Source organism: Streptosporangium sp. NPDC006013, from assembly GCF_040614275.1.
Taxonomy (GTDB): Bacteria; Actinomycetota; Actinomycetes; order Streptosporangiales; family Streptosporangiaceae; genus Streptosporangium.
Genome location: NZ_JBEXUE010000245.1, coordinates 1 through 14,843, shown reverse-complemented (window position 1 = coordinate 14,843; position 14,843 = coordinate 1). Strand labels below are relative to the sequence as shown.

Genomic DNA, 14,843 nt, shown 5'->3' with positions numbered 1-14,843 from the left:
GCCCTCCGCCGTTCGGCTGTCCGCCCGGCGGTCCGGTCCTCCCGGACGCCTCCTGGGCGGGACCGGTCAGCCGCGAGTGGCCCGGGCGCGCAGACCGTCGACCGCGCGGGCCGGGTCCTCGGCGCCGTAGACGGCATTGCCCGCCACGAAGACGTCGGCGCCCGCCTCCGCGCAGCGCTCGATCGTCGTGTCGGAGACGCCGCCGTCCACCTGGAGCCAGACCTGCCCGCCGCAGCGGTCGATCAGCTCGCGGGCCCGGCGGATCTTGGGCAGCACCATGTCGAGGAACTTCTGCCCGCCGAAACCGGGGTCGACGGTCATCAGCAGCAGCATGTCGAGCTCGTCGAGCAGGTCCTCGTACGGCTCGACGGGGGTGGCGGGGTTCAGCGCCAGGCCGGCGCGGGCGCCGGCGCTGCGGATCTGGCGCAGCGTACGCACCGGGGCCTTGGCCGCCTCCACGTGGATGGTCACGCTCTGGGCTCCGGCCTCGGCGTAGGACGGGGCCCAGCGGTCCGGGTCCTCGATCATGAGGTGGCAGTCGAGCGGCATCGAGGTCGCCTTGAGCAGGGACTCGACCACCGGAAGCCCGAGGGTCAGGTTGGGGACGAAGTGGTTGTCCATGACATCCACGTGCAGCCAGTCGGCGTTGGGGACCGCCTCGGCCGCCTCGGCGAGGCGGGCGAAGTCAGCGGACAGGATGCTGGGCGAGATCTGTACGGCCATAATTGGCCGATTCTATGAGGCGGCGCCCTGCCCTCCGTCACCCGCCGTCCACCACGTGACCCGCGTCACATATCATCCGGCACACGACGCGCGCCACATGAAGCACGACATATCGGATATACCGCTCGTACTACCGAGCCTCCCGCACCGAACTCGGAGACGGCAGGGAATGTCAAAGGACGCGAACCCATAACTCTCCTGGCACACGAGGGATTGCCGGAGTAATTTCCTGCCGGAATCATCTGGATGATTGAACGAGACGGTGCACGAGGTCCGGGGCCTCTGCTCCGACCGATTTCTCAGTCTTTATCGGAATCGGGGAGCGATGTCCTTTCGCCCCGCTCCCTGCGTTCGATTCTTCTCCCGCTGATCGCCGCCGTCGCCCTCCTCGCCGTACCCGCCGCGAACGTGATGGACCTCTCGACCGACCTGGCCTGGAGCTCCTCAGCGGGCCTCGGGGCGGCGGCGCCGAGGGGACGGGATCTCGGATCAGATGTTGACCCGGACGTGGTATCTCTCCAGCCAGGCGTTGAACTGCAGCAACCCCTCCAGCGCCGCCCGGCCTCCCGCCGGGCCGCCGTCCGTCTCCGGCCGGTCGATCACCGCCCGTACCTTCTCCCTGTCGATCAGCGGCTCGGCCGCGATGTCCCCGCGGCCGAGCAGCCGGGCCGCCTCCGCGCGGACGGCCTCGGTGTAGGAGGGGTCCTGCGTCGAGGGGTAGGGGCTCTTGCGGCGGTGGACGACCGAGGGCGGCAGGATGTCCGCCGTGGCGGCGCGGAGCAGGCTCTTCTCCCGTCCGTCGAAGGTCTTCATCGACCAGGGGGCGTTGAAGACGTACTCCACCAGCCGGTGGTCGCAGAACGGCACCCGGACCTCCAGCCCGACGGCCATGCTCATCCGGTCCTTGCGGTCCAGCAGGATCTGCACGAACCGGGTGAGGTTCAGGTAGGAGATCTCCCGCATCCGCCGTTCCAGCCCCTCCTCACCCGGTAGCCGGGGCACCTCGTCCAGCGCGTGCCGGTAGCTGTCCGCGCGGTAGGCGGGGATGTCCAGCTTGCGCATCAGGTCCTCGTGGAGGAGCGCCCCCAGCCCGCCGAACCGCGCCATCCCCGGGGAGACCAGCCACGGGAAGGTGTCGGCGGCGACCGCCTCCGGATCGTGGAACCACCGGTAACCGCCGAAGACCTCGTCGGCCGACTCCCCGGACAGCGCCACGGTGGAGTGCCCCCGGATGGCGCGGAACAGCAGGTAGAGGGAGGTGTCCATGTCACCGACGCCGATCGGCAGATCCCGCGCCCGCAGGACCGCGCCGCGCACCGCCGGGTCCATGAGGTCGGCGGAGTCCAGGACGATGTCGGTGTGGTCGGCGTCGACGTGCCGCACGACCTCGTGCGCGTACGGCGTGTCGGGGGTGTCGCGCATCTCGTCGGGCTGGAAGTTCTCGGTGTATCCGGCGAAGTCGACGGAGAACGACCGGACCCTCCCCTCCCCCCGCTCCCGAAGCCCCAGCGCGGCGAGTGCCGTGACGGCGCTGGAGTCGAGGCCGCCGGAGAGCAGGGCGCAGAGCGGCACGTCGGCGACGAGCTGGCGGCCGACGATGTCGTCCAGCAGGTCGCGTACGCCCGCGACCGTGGTGGCGAGGTCGTCGACGTGCTCGTGGGAGTTCAGCTGCCAGTAGCGGCGCCGGCACAGGAACTCGCGGGTCACCCGGACGGCCTGGCCGGGGCGAACCTCGTACATGCCCTGGTAGACGGCGTGCTCGGGGGTCTTGACGAAGGCGATCAGCTCGCGCAGCCCGTCGGCGTCGACGGTGGGCGTCCCGGCGAGCGGGTTGGCGAGGATCGCCTTGGGCTCGGAGCCGAACAGCACGCCGTGCGCGGTGGGGTAGTAGTACAGCGGCTTGACACCCATCCGGTCGCGGACGAGCAGCAGCTCCTCGCGGCGGGTGTCCCAGATCGCGAAGGCGAACATGCCGTTCAGCCGGTCGGCGAGATCCTCCCCCCATTCGAGGTAGGCCCGCAGCACGACCTCGGTGTCGCTCCGGGTCTGGAAGCGGTGGCCGTGGGCGGCCAGTTCGGCGCGTAACTCGACGAAGTTGTAGATCTCGCCGCTGTAGGTGAGGACGGCAAGCGGCAGCCCCTCCTCCGCGACGACCATCGGCTGGCGGCCGCCCTCGATGTCGATGACGGCCAGCCGCCGATGGCCTATCGCGACGTGCGGGGCGAGCCAGATCCCCGCGTCGTCGGGCCCGCGGCAGGCCATGGTGTCGGTCATGGCCTTCGCGATGTCCGGTGACTGCCGGACATCGCCCTCGAAGTCCACCCATCCACAGATTCCACACATTTCGCCACCCCCGCGTCCTCTTGGAAGCAGTTATGCCCAGTCGAACGGCGTGCGGCATCCATATATGCCCTGACCTGCGATGACGGCCCCGGGGCCGATCAGCGGCGGCGCAGCAGGGCCAGGAACATGGCGTCGGTGCCGTGCCGGTGCGGCCAGAACCGCGCGTACGGCCCCTCGCCCAGCCCCTCGACCTCGGGGAGGTAGGCACGGGCGTCCAGCGCCTCGACGTCGTCGCGGCGGCGCAGGACGTCGCCGACCACGACGTCGGTCTCGGCCAGGTGCGGCGAGCAGGTCACGTACCCGACGACGCCACCGGGACGGACCGCCTCGATCGCCGAGGCGAGCAGGTCACGCTGGAGCCTGCCCAGCTCGGGAAGGCTCCGGGGATCACGGCGCCAGCGGGCCTCGGGGCGGCGGCGCAGCGCGCCCAGGCCGGTGCAGGGGGCATCCAGCATGACCCGGTCGAAGACTCCGGGCCGCCAGGCGGGCACGGTGCCGTTCGCAGTGATCACCGCGGCCTGCCGGGTCGTCTGCCACACCAGCCGCGCCCGGTGGTACTGCAGCTCGGCGGCGAGCAGGCGCGCCCCACCGGGGAAGGCCGCCGGCCCGGCGCCCGCCGCGAGGCCCGCCTCGTCACCGTGGGTCGCGATGGCGTCGAGCAGGCCGGCCTTGCCGCCGGGGCCCGCGCACAGGTCGAGCCAGCGCGAGTCGGCGCCCTCCACCGGGACCCGGGTCAGGGCCAGCGCGACGAGCTGGCTGGCCTCGTCCTGGACGGCGGCCCGCGACTCGGCCACGGCGAGGATCGCCCCGGGGTCGCCCTCGGGCAGGTAGGCCGCGTACGGGGAGTATCCGGCGGGCTCGGCGCCCGCGTCGAGGAGCTCCGCGACCGACGAACGGCCCGGACGGGCGACCAGGGTCACCCGGGGACGCTCGTTGTCGGCGGCGAGCAGGGCGGCCGTCTCGTCGAAGTCGCCGCCCACGGCGTCGCGCAGCGCCTCGACGATCCACCTCGGGTGGCTGTGGGCCACCGCCAGATGGCCGACGGGGTCGTCGGCGGGGTCGGGCGCCACGATCGGGACCCACTGCTCCAGCGACCGGGTGGAGACCTTGCGCAGCACGGCGTTGGCGTACTTCGAGGCGCCGATGCCCACGCGCAGCCGCACCAGATCGACCGTGGTGCCGACGGCGGCGTGCGGGGGCACCCGCGTCTTGAGCAACTGGTGCACGCCCAGCCGTACGGCGTCGAGCAGCGGCGGGTCGACGTCCTCCGGCGCCCGGTCGCTGCAGGCCGCGATGATCTCGTCGTAGGTGCCGAGACCGCGCAGGGTGCCGTAGGCCAGTTCGGTGGCCAGTCCCGCGTCGCGCCCCGACAGGCGGCGCTCGCGCAGCAGCGCGGGCATCAGCAGGTTGGCGTAGGCGTCCCGCTCGTCGACGGCGCGCATCAGGTCGTACGCGGTGTTGCGCGCCTCGTCGCGGACCGGCTTGGGCGGACGCCCGGCCCCGGCCGTGCCCTTGCCCCTGCCTCGGTTCCCGCCCGCTCCATGGCCGCGCGGAGTCGCCCCCCGGCCGCGCCCGCCTCGTGCGGCGTTACGGCCGTCACCACCAGCACTGCTCATGATCTCTAGGCCAGCCGATCCTCGTCCGTGGGCCGCACACCGCGGGCCCACTCCCCCGCCCCCATCAGACGCTTGCCCTGCGGCTGCACCTCGCCCAGCTCGACCGGGTAGGTGGCGGTGCCGACCAGGACGGTGTTCTTGGACGCCGCGATCTGGCCGGGGGCCAGGCCCGAGGCGTCGGGAACCGGTCGCAGGGGGCCGAGCTTGACCCGCTGGCCGCGGAACTCGGTCCACGCGCCCGGGGCGGGGGTGCAGGCACGGACCAGCCGGTCGACGCGCATGGCGGGTGCGGACCAGTCGACCCTGGCGTCGTCGACGCTGATCTTCGGGGCGAGGCTGACCCCCTCCGCGGGCTGCGGCACTGCCTCCAGCTTGCCGTCCTCGATCCCGTCGAGGGTGGCCGTCAGCAGCCCGGCACCGGACTCGGCGAGCCGGGCGAGCAGCTCCCCGCTGGTGTCCGCGGGGCGGATCTCCTCGGTGACCACGCCGTAGACCGGGCCCGCGTCCAGCTCCCTGACGATCCGGAAGGTGGCCGCGCCGGTGATCGCGTCACCGTGCAGCACGGCGTGCTGCACCGGCGCCGCGCCGCGCCAGGCCGGCAGCAGCGAGAAGTGGAGGTTGACCCAGCCGTGCCGGGGAATGTCCAGGGCGGCCTGGGGCAGGAGCGCACCGTAGGCGACCACCGGGCAGCAGTCGGGGGCGAGCTCGGTGAGCCGGTCGAGGAAGGCCGGGTCGCCCGCCTTCTGCGGCCTGAGCACCTCGATGCCCGCCTCCTCGGCGAGCTCGGCGACAGGGCTCGGATGGACCCTGCGGCCCCGGCCCGACTGGGCGTCCGGCCGGGTGACGACGGCGACGACGTCATGGCGGGGCGAGTCGATCAGAGCCCGCAGCGCGGGCAGGGCTGTGTCCGGGGTTCCGGCGAAGACCAGGCGCAAGGTTCCTACAGAGCCTTCCCGTGGGTGGCGTGCGGGGAGAACTTGAACGCGGGGGCCGACAGACCGTTCCAGTCGGCCTCGCGGATCGCCTTCATGGCGAGTTTGCGCTGTTTGGCGTCCATCCGGTCGATGAACAGCACGCCGTCGAGGTGGTCGGTCTCGTGCTGGAAGCAACGGGCCATCAGGTCGGTGCCCTCAAGCGTCACCGGCTCGCCGTGCATGTTGAAACCGGTCGCCACGGCCCGCAGCGCCCTGGGCGTGGGGAAGGAGAGGCCGGGGAAGGACAGGCAGCCCTCCTCGCCCTCCTCGTCCGCCTCGTCCGACAGGTCGAGGTTGGGGTTGATCAGGTGCCCGAGCTGGTCGTCCACGTAGTAGGTGAAGACCCGGAGCCCGACCCCGATCTGGGGTGCCGCCAGCCCGGCCCCCGGTGCGTCCATCATCGTGTCGGTGAGGTCCTTGACGAGCTTGCGCAGCTCCTTGTCGAAGTCCTTGACCGGATCGGCCGGAGTGCGCAACACCGGGTCGCCGAAAAGGCGGATCGGCTGAATGGCCAACAGGGGTCTCCTCACGCTTCAGGGGATCGCCCCAGTCTAAGGGCGCCGGCCGCCTCCCCCGGGCCTTCCCGCGCACCTCAGCGGGAGCGGGCCTTCATGGCGGCCTTGCGGGCCGACTTGGCCACCGCGGCGGTGCCGTGCCTGGAGCCGAGCAGGTCGAGGACGGCGAACGTGTCGGGGTGCTCCACCAGGGCCATCTCCTCGACCACGCGTACCAGGTCCTCTCCGGGTTCGAGCGCGTCGAACTCGCAGATCGCCTCGGAGGCCTCGCCCCGCTCCAGCAGCGAGGCGAGCGAGTCGACCGCGAGCCAGGTGTTGTCCGCGGGGGTGAGCGCGGGCGCGGGCAGATCGCGGATGTGCAGCCAGGAGGCGGCGTAGCGCCACATGGCGGGCTCGGAGAGCGCCTCCCTGAGCGGGGCCTCGGCCTCGGGGCCGAGCTCCTCCAGGATCGCGCCCGCGACACCGCGCCGGCCTGCCGTGCCCGAGGCCGCGACCTTGACCAGCTCGCGCGCGGCGGCCTCGGGGTGGCGGGACTCCAGCCACACGGTGACGGCGCTGGGCGCGGCGGAACCCTTCACGATCGCCTCGACCAGCTCGGGCGCGCCGAGGTCGGTGAAGACGGCGACCTCGGCGCCCGTCGGCGCGTCGTGGCCCTCCCTGATGAGGTCCTGGCGGACGGCCCACATGCCGAGCGGGGTCAGCCGGGGCCTGCCCGCCCGCGAGGTCTCGACCAGCCCGCAGTAGCCCAGGAGCGACAGGGCCGACTCCAGCTGGGCGGGCAGCGTGCCGGTCAGCGTCCTCATCTCGGCGGGACCGGCCCCGCAGGCCACCCGGTGCGACTGCAGGATGCCCTTGACCAGGGTCGCGGTGGACAGTCCTTCGCGCACGGCGTACAGCGTGGCGAGCATCTCGGCCAGGTGATCGTCGATCACGGGAGACCCGGTCAGGTCGTCGTCCGCACGGTCGAGGACGTCCATGACCACGCCGTCCCAGAACCCCAGCACGGCCCGGTGCGGCAGGTCGGCGGAGAGCGCCAGGGGGCCGGGGTCCACCCGGCCGCGGGAGATGCGCAGCATGCCGGTGTTGACCGCGACCACCCAGAGCAGGTGCAGCCGCGCCGGGCCCGGCAGGCCGAGCTCCGCGCACGGCGCGAACGGGTCGGGCAGCAGCCCCTCGGGGGTCACCGCGCGGGTGCCGGTCCAGGCGGCCAGCCGCTGGGCGTCGAGCACCAGCGGCACCAGCGGCACGGACGCGGCCAGCTCGGCGTCCGGGGCGAGGTCGACCGGCGGGAAGCTCAGCGCGTCGCCGCGCGGGGGGCAGTCACGGCCCGCGGCCGTGACCGACTCCTCCAGAACGGCTGTTCGCAGCTCGCGGGGTGCCGCTCCCAGCTCGTCCACAAGCCTGCGCAGCTCGCCGATGTCGAAGACGTTCCCACTGTTCCCGCTCTTTGCCACCCGTGAAACTTACTGCACTCGCGCCTCACGCATACACGGCTCAGCCGATGGCGCGGGAACGTGCCTTGAAAGCCGCCTTGCGGGCCGCCTTGGCCGCGTTGTGGTCCCTCAGGGAGCGTCCGAGCAGCTCAAGAACCTCGACGACCTCGGGGTGGTCGACCCGCCACATCTCCTCGATCACGCTCTGCGGCGGCCCGGAGGCGGACATGTTCTCGGCGAACGTCTCCGGATCCTCCTCGGCGGAGGGCATGGCCAGGACGAGCATGTCCACGCTCATCCAGAGCACCTCCTCCGAGGTGAGCGCGGGGGCCGCCAGACCGCGCGCGGTCAGCCAGTGGATGGCGTGCGGGCGCAGCTCCGGCTCCTCCAGGAAGGCCCGCACCGCCTCCTCCGCGTCGGCGCCGAGGCGGTCGACGATCGTCACCGCGATGCCCCTGGCGACCGAGGGCGCCCCCGAGACGGAGCCGAACAGCTCGGTGACCGCCCGCGCCGGACTCCTGTGCCGCAGCCAGCCCTCGATGTCGGCCTCGGCCATCTCGGCGGGCATCCCCGACAGCAGCCCCTCGATGAGCTCGGGTGCGTCGGCGAGGGCCAGGTCGGCCGCCTGGGGCGCCTCGATGCCCAGGTCGGTGTAGAGCCTGTGCAGCCCCCACAGGGCCAGCGGGGTGAGCTCCAGGAGTTCGTCACCCGGCTCGGCCATCCCGCAGTAGGCGAGCCGCCGCACGGCCTCGGGGACGTCGATCTCCCCCTCCTCCACCAGGCCGATCTCGTCCAGGTACTCCCTGACCAGCGGGATCGGCACGGGTGCCTGGAGCCGGTAGAGCATGTCGCACAGGCCGTAGAGCTCCTCGTCCAGGGAGACCTCACCCGTCACGGCACCGCCGGTCTCCTTCTCGACGACGAACTCGACGGTCGCGGCCCAGATGTCGAGCGGGTCGAAGTCCTCGCCGTCGAAGATGGCGGTGCCCTCGACGGTGACCAGGCCGGTGTGGACCGCGAGTTCCCAGAGCAGACCGGGGTCGGTCACCGAGAGCTGGGCGATCGCCTCGGTGGCGTCACGGACCCTGAGCCTGCCCTTGACGGTGGGGGTGCGCCCTCCCGCGAGCATCCACTGGACCAGCCTGCGCGCGTCGGTCAGCAGCGGCACCCGCAGGGCGCTCTGGGCGAGCGTCTCGCGGGGCGCCAGGCGCACCGGGGGAAGCGGCGAGCAGCCGGGGCAGTCACAGTGCTCGACGGCGGGCTCCTCCTGCACCGCCGAGACGGAGAGGATCGCGCTCCCAGCGCTCCCAGCGCTCTCGGTGCTCCCAGTGCTCTCAGTGCTCCCAGTGGCTCGCTCCAGCGAGTCGGCGCCCATCGCGCTGAAGAGGCTCTTGGCCATGCCGAACCTGGAGGTGTCGGCGAGGGCGATGGGCATCTCGGGCTCGATCCGGTCGAGGACGTTCCTCATCCGGACGGCCATCTTGCCGCCGATCTCCTCGGTCGAGAGCAGGAAGTCGACCAGGGTGCGGGCGGCGGCGACGGTCTCGGGGGCACTCTCCGGCGGGGCGATGACCTTGCGTGGATAGATGTTGAGCAGCAGCTCCTCGAAGGCGACAGGGGTGAAATCACCCAGCTCGTTCACGTCCAGATAGTCACTCGCGTAGTCGCAGAGCAGCCGCACCTCGTCCACGTCAACGTCCAGGCCGCGCGCACGCCCCCACGCGCGCAGGTCGTCTACGGCCCGATTCACCCATTCGATCGACACAGGGGAAAATTAACGGCTTACTGCCAGCACCGCGAATCGGGGAAACAACTCAAATCACATCTAGAGGGTCAATGCATACCTTGACCACCTCCGCGGCCTTGCGTGCGGAGCGCACTCCCACGGCTCCTTTCAGAGCCGCGGCCAGCGTGGAGCCGGAGCCTCGCGTGATCCGCACCATGGCACGTTCCCGCACTTGATCCCCCCTGGGCGAGGCCACCGGGACCGGGCCGAGCACCTGTGCCTCGGGGGGCAGCGCCATCTCGCCGAGCATTTCCCTGACCCCCGCCGGAGATCCGGTGAGCGTCGCCATTTTCACCGCCGGGGGGAAACCGAGTTCTGTCCTGTCGGCCAGTTCTCTCTCGGCATGTGTCACCGGATCCCAGCGCAGCAACGCCTGCACGACGGGCAACGAGGAATCGGCCAGCACGACCAGTTCGGCGGCGGGCCGCAGCAGCGCCGCCGCGTTCATCCACCGGCGCAGCGTCTCCTCGGCGGCGCGCAGGTCCGGTCTGCCGAGCAGCGCCCAGCCGTCCAGCAGCACCGCCGCCGCGTATCCGCCCTCGGGCACCGGCTCGGCTCCCGGGGTGGCCACCACCAGTGCCCGGGCCGCGCCGACCGTGGCCAGCACCCCGTCCCTGCCCGACGTCTTGACCCGTACAGAGGGGAAGGCCCGCCCCAGTTCCTCGGCGGTGCGGCGGGCACCGACCACCTGGGCCCGCACCCGCGCCCCGCCGCAGAGGGGGCAGCGCCACTCGCCGGCGATCCGGCCGCACCAGCGGCAGTACGGGGCCACGTGGCCACCACGTAGCGCGAAGGGTCCGCCGCAGTGCCCGCAGCGGGCCGGCGCCCGGCAGCCCTGGCAGGCCAGCGCGGGCAGGTAGCCCCGCCGGGGGACCTGCACCAGCACCGGGCCGCTCTCCAGCCCCGTGCGCAGGATCCGCCAGGCGAGACTGGGCAGCCGGGCGGCCCTGGCCGCCTCGTCCCTGGCCAGCTCCGAGTCCTCCCCCGCCGGACGGACCCTCGGCGCCCTGGCCCTGACCGCCTGGCGGGCCGCGACGATGGGCCCCGCCCAGCCCGTGGCGATGAGCTGGGTGGCCTCCGCCGTGCGGGCGTACCCGCCGATGAGCAGGCCCGCGCGGGCCCGGTGGGCACGCAGTGCGAGGACCTCCCTGGCGTGCGGGTAGGGGGCGAGCCGCTCGGAGTGCAGGTCGTCACCGTCGTCCCAGATCACCGCCAGCCCGAGGTCGGTGACCGGGGCGAACGCCGCCCCCCTGGTGCCGACGGCGACCCGGACCTGGCCCCTGGACAGGCGCAGCCACCGCCGGTAGCGCTCCGCGGGCCCGAGGTCCGCCGTCAGCGCCACATGCGCACCGGGCCCCAGGACGGCGCTGAGCGCCGCGTCGGCCAGGGCCACGTCCTTACCGTCGGGAAGCACCACGAGGGCTCCCCTGCCACCGTGCAGGGTCTCCCGCACGGCAACCGCGACCGCCCGTGGCCACCCGGGCCCGTCCTGGTCGGTGCCCGGCAGGGCGGTCCACACGGCTCGGGGGGAGCCCCCCTTCGCCAGCGCCGCCAGGAACGCCTTCCCCTCCCGGTAGTCCGCCCACGGTCCCGGCCCCGCGTCCGGCCCGCTCTCCGCTCCCCATCCCGGCGCCTGGGCCGGTCCGCTCCTCGCTTCCGGCTCCGGATCCGTCCGCTGCCCCGGCCCCTCGGCCGGTCCGCTCTCCACTCCCCGGCCCGGCTCGGATTCCGGCTCCCCCCGGGTCTCATCCGCTTCGGCCCCGCCCTGGGGCACACCCGCTTCCGGCTCCCGCCGGGTCTCACCCGCGACGCCGATCATCTCCGCCGGCGGGGCCGTACCCGCCGCGGGAACGGCCTCGGCCTCGACCCTGGCGTGGCGGGGCGGGACGGCCAGGCGCAGCACGTCGGCCATGGTCCCGGCGTAGTGGTCGGCCACCACCCGGGCCAGCGCGGCGATCTCCGGGGTGAGCACGGGCTCGGCGGAGACGACCCGCTCCAGGCGGGTCAGCTTGCCCTGGTGCTCGGTGGTCTCCACCCGTTCCAGCAGGAACCCGTCGACGAGCTTGCCCGCGAACCTGATCCGGACCCGGCACCCCGGCACCGCGGCGGCGTCCAGGGGGGCGGGGACGAGGTAGTCGAACAATCGGTCGAGATGCGGCAGCGGGGTGTCGACGACCACCCGGGCGACCGGCAGCTCCGCGGCCGGCTCCGGCACCCCTCTGACCTGCTCGGCCACCCCTTGCGCCCGGGCCACCCCGGCCGCTCGGACGGCCCCCGCCCGCGCCCTGGTGGCCCTGCCGGGCACGGGCCGCTCGCGTACGGCGTCGAGCGGCAGGAGGGCGTCATCGTCCGGCGAGGGGTTGGCGTGGGTCACCCGCCTGTCCTACCAGAAGCCGGCCCCCGTCCAGACGGTCGGCCCGTCGGCGGTATGGCACCGGGTGCGAGAAGCACCGGACACGGAACGGCATACCGGACGGACCACCACCGAACCCGACCGGCTGGATCGGCCGGCGAGTCCAGGCGGGCGAATCGGGCAGACCGGGTGGCACGGCGGTGGACCCGGCCGGGCGGACCGCCACCGCCCCCCGTTCTGCCGGGTCAGATGGCGCGGCGGTGGGTCCAGCGGCCACCGAGCAGGGTGCCGAGGATCGGCATATGACGGAGACCGTCCCCGTCCAGCCCCGCCGGGTCGTACTCGGTGATCATCAAGTCCGCGGGGTCGCCCGGGCGCACCCCGGCGCGGCCCCGGCCGGCCGCCGCCAGCGCCACCGGCAGCGAGATCGCCTGTTCCGGGTGCCACGGCGGCCGCTCGTCGTCGGTCCTGGCCACGGCGGAGGCGATCCCGTCCCACGGGTCGAGCGGCGCCACCGGAGCGTCGGAACCCAGCTCCAGGGTCGCCCCCGCGGCCAGCAGGTCGGCGTAGGCGAAGGCCCGCCCGGTCCGCCCCCGCCAGTGCAGATCGGCCACCTCCCGGTCGTCGGGCGCGTGGGCGGGCTGCACACCCGCCACCAGACCGGGCCTCGCGAACCTTCCGAAGTCCTCCGGGCGGACCAGTTGCGCGTGCTCGATCCTCCCCGGGCAGCCGACCCGCTCGAAGGCGTCCAGCGCGATGCCCACCGCCAGGTCGCCGATGGCGTGCACCGCCGGGGCGATCCCATGCCTGGCGGCCAGTTCCATGACCCCGTACAGCTCCTCCGGCGGTGTCTCCAGCAGCCCGCGCGCGTCGCCGCCGGAATACGGGTCCGCGCAGTAGGCGGTCCTGGTGTTCAGCGAACCGTCCACGAACGTCTTCACCGGCCCGACCTCCAGCAGGCCCCCCGAGCCCGCGACCGGCTCCCCGGTGCGCAACCCGCGATCGATCGCCTCTTCGAGCCGGTTCACCGGGATCGAGCAGCTGACCCGGACATCGACCGCCCCCCGCGAGATCCGCCGGGTCCAGTCGGTGACGTTGTCGGCGAACTCGAAGTCCAGCACGCCGACGACGCCCCTGGCCGCGGCGGCGGCGGTGGCCTCGGCCACCCAGCGGTCCAGCTCGTCCTCGGGGGGCGGAGGCATCTGGGCCATCGCGTCGTAGCAGTCGCGCTCGCGCAGCACCCCCGTCGGATGCCCGCCCCTGCCGATCACCGCCAGCGCGGCCGGGCTGAACCAGGCGGTGTGCAGGTCATTGCTCACCAGCACGATCGGGCAGCCCGGCGCCGCCGCCTCCAGCAGCGACTTGTCCGGCGTGTCCGGCCACAGGCCGTCGCGGAAGCCGTAGCCGACCGTGAACCCGGACGTACCCGCCTGTGGGGCGACGAGGTCGACCGCCTCCCGCGCCGACCGCGCCGAGGTCAGATCGATCCTGCGCCGGGCCTGCGCCCACTGCACGGAGTGCACGTGCGCGTCCCACAGCCCCGGCAGCAGGGTGGCGCCCCCGACGTCCACCGACTCGTCGCAGGCAGGAGGCTCCGGGGCCACCTCCGCGACCCGGCCGTCAACGATCAGGACATGGCGCAGCGGCCCACCGAGACCGATCCGCGCGTTACGCAGCAGCAGGCGAGCAGAGGGAGAGGACATGAGGAGACTCTAGGCGGACGACCGACGCCCCCTCCCCTCGGCTGCCAGGGCAACGGGCCCCCCGCCCGACAAACCCGACTGATCGCTCATTCCGGACTCCCGGGACCGAAGCGCGCTCGGCAGACTGTCGGGGGTGACAGACCCCCTGCTGAACGACGAACTCGACTCCGTTCCCGACCATGACCGGTTCGCCACCGTGGACGAGATCACGGCCGCCCTCACCCGGCTGGCCGCCGACCATCCCGGCGTCGCCTCGCTGAGGCGGGTGGGCAGCTCCGCCCTGGGTGAGCCGATCCTCTGCCTGAGCGTCGGTGACGGACCGCGTCACGCGCTGGTCGGCGCCATGCCGCACCCCAACGAGCCCATCGGCGGGCTCACCGTGATCCATCTCGCCACCCGGCTGTGCGAGAGCGCCGCGCTGCGCGAGGCCACCGGTCACACCTGGCACATCGTGGGCTGCCTCGACCCGGACGGGACCAGGCTCAACGAGGGGTGGTTCGCCGGGCCGTTCACCAAAGCGCACTCCGGCAGGCACTTCTACCGTCCGGCGGGTGACGAGCAGGTCGAGTGGACCTTCCCCTTCGCCTACAAGCGCGCCTACTTCGACCGGGTGATGCCCGAGACGCTGGCGCTGATGCGGCTGATCGACGACACCCGCCCGGCGTTCATGACCACCCTGCACAACAGCGAGATGGGCGGGGCGTTCTTCTACCTCAACCGCCCGGTGCCCGAACTGCAGGCCCTGCTCAAGTCCCTGCCGGGCCGGTACGGCGTGCCGCTGCACGCGGGCGAGCCCGAGCACCCCTCGGTACGGACCCTGGAGGAGTCTGTCTTCCTCGCCCCGCGGATGGAGGACACCTACGACTACTTGAAGCGCTCCTCACGGATGAATCCGGGGGATTCCAACCGTCCCAACCATGCGACTCTGCGCATGGTCGCGACGCTGTTGCTTGGCGGTTCACCTTCCGGCCCCGTTTACGCGGGTTTCCACGCCCCAGCCCACGATCCCGTTCTGGGCGACGCGGGCTCCGCCCTCCCGGCGGTGAGTAACGGCCAAGGTTGCGAGCTTGGTTATCGCTCACGCGTTCGACCGCGACTGACTGTACCAGCGCGTGGTGCGCTGCCTCAGCAGGTTCCGGTCAAGGCACGCTCAGGCGCTGGAGCGCCTTCCCGCGCCGGGCTTACCCCCATGGCTGAAGCCAAGGGTCCGCGCCCGGCATCTCCGATCGAGGGGATGGCCACCACCGCCGAGCACCACGCGCGGGCACCGGAGAGCGACCGGCCGGCCACCGTCGCCGAGCGGCAGGCCAGCCGCATGCCCATCGCGGCCATGTTGAACTTGCCCGGCTCGTCCTCGGCGCCGAGCGCGAGGATGCGGTCGGTCGGGACCGTGGGCC

10 protein-coding genes are annotated in these 14,843 nt (G+C 72.9%); 1 reads left to right on the top strand and 9 read right to left on the bottom strand.

What is annotated here, in order from left to right:
• Positions 1-66: 66 nt before the first annotated feature.
• The 9 genes from rpe to ABZ260_RS30715 all read right to left on the bottom strand — a co-directional run bounded on the left by rpe (position 67) and on the right by ABZ260_RS30715 (position 13,446).
• Entirely contained in the window at positions 67-723 is a 657-nt protein-coding gene (gene rpe / locus ABZ260_RS30755; protein WP_355624820.1) for a ribulose-phosphate 3-epimerase, read from the bottom strand.
• Between the two features lie 489 nt (positions 724-1,212).
• Positions 1,213-3,066 (bottom strand): asparagine synthase (glutamine-hydrolyzing), encoded by a 1,854-nt coding sequence (gene asnB, locus ABZ260_RS30750; protein ID WP_355624818.1) that lies wholly within the window; start codon positions 3,064-3,066, stop codon positions 1,213-1,215.
• A 98-nt stretch (positions 3,067-3,164) separates the two neighbouring features.
• Positions 3,165-4,682, bottom strand: coding sequence for a transcription antitermination factor NusB (locus ABZ260_RS30745; protein WP_355624816.1), 1,518 nt, complete (start codon positions 4,680-4,682; stop codon positions 3,165-3,167).
• 5 nt (positions 4,683-4,687) lie between these two features.
• Entirely contained in the window at positions 4,688-5,617 is a 930-nt protein-coding gene (gene fmt / locus ABZ260_RS30740; RefSeq protein ID WP_355624814.1) for a methionyl-tRNA formyltransferase, read from the bottom strand.
• A 5-nt stretch (positions 5,618-5,622) separates the two neighbouring features.
• Positions 5,623-6,171 carry a peptide deformylase gene (def, locus tag ABZ260_RS30735; protein WP_343979553.1) on the bottom strand — a complete coding sequence of 183 codons (549 nt, stop codon included), beginning with the start codon at positions 6,169-6,171 and terminating at the stop codon, positions 5,623-5,625.
• A gap of 77 nt (positions 6,172-6,248) precedes the next feature.
• Positions 6,249-7,625, bottom strand: a complete 1,377-nt coding sequence (locus ABZ260_RS30730) for a hypothetical protein (RefSeq protein WP_355624812.1) — start codon at positions 7,623-7,625, stop codon at positions 6,249-6,251.
• A 40-nt stretch (positions 7,626-7,665) separates the two neighbouring features.
• Positions 7,666-9,354, bottom strand: coding sequence for a hypothetical protein (locus tag ABZ260_RS30725; RefSeq protein ID WP_355624810.1), 1,689 nt, complete (start codon positions 9,352-9,354; stop codon positions 7,666-7,668).
• Between the two features lie 64 nt (positions 9,355-9,418).
• Positions 9,419-11,644: a primosome assembly protein PriA gene (locus tag ABZ260_RS30720; protein WP_355624822.1), complete on the bottom strand. Its 2,226-nt coding sequence runs from the start codon at positions 11,642-11,644 to the stop codon at positions 9,419-9,421.
• A gap of 344 nt (positions 11,645-11,988) precedes the next feature.
• Positions 11,989-13,446 (bottom strand): amidohydrolase family protein, encoded by a 1,458-nt coding sequence (locus tag ABZ260_RS30715; RefSeq protein WP_355624808.1) that lies wholly within the window; start codon positions 13,444-13,446, stop codon positions 11,989-11,991.
• A gap of 133 nt (positions 13,447-13,579) precedes the next feature.
• On the opposite strand from ABZ260_RS30715, the gene ABZ260_RS30710 reads away from it, so the two are divergent.
• Positions 13,580-14,843 (top strand): M14 family zinc carboxypeptidase (locus ABZ260_RS30710; RefSeq protein WP_355624806.1); only part of this gene is annotated, 1,264 nt, incomplete at its 3' end.

Excerpts from the sequence above, each read along its gene's own strand:
- rpe (WP_355624820.1), bottom strand. The coding sequence starts at position 723 with ATGGCCGTACAGATCTCGCCCAGCATCCTGTCCGCTGACTTCGCCCGC.
- asnB (WP_355624818.1), bottom strand. The coding sequence starts at position 3,066 with ATGTGTGGAATCTGTGGATGGGTGGACTTCGAGGGCGATGTCCGGCAG.
- ABZ260_RS30715 (WP_355624808.1), bottom strand. The coding sequence starts at position 13,446 with ATGTCCTCTCCCTCTGCTCGCCTGCTGCTGCGTAACGCGCGGATCGGT.
- ABZ260_RS30745 (WP_355624816.1), bottom strand. The coding sequence starts at position 4,682 with ATGAGCAGTGCTGGTGGTGACGGCCGTAACGCCGCACGAGGCGGGCGC.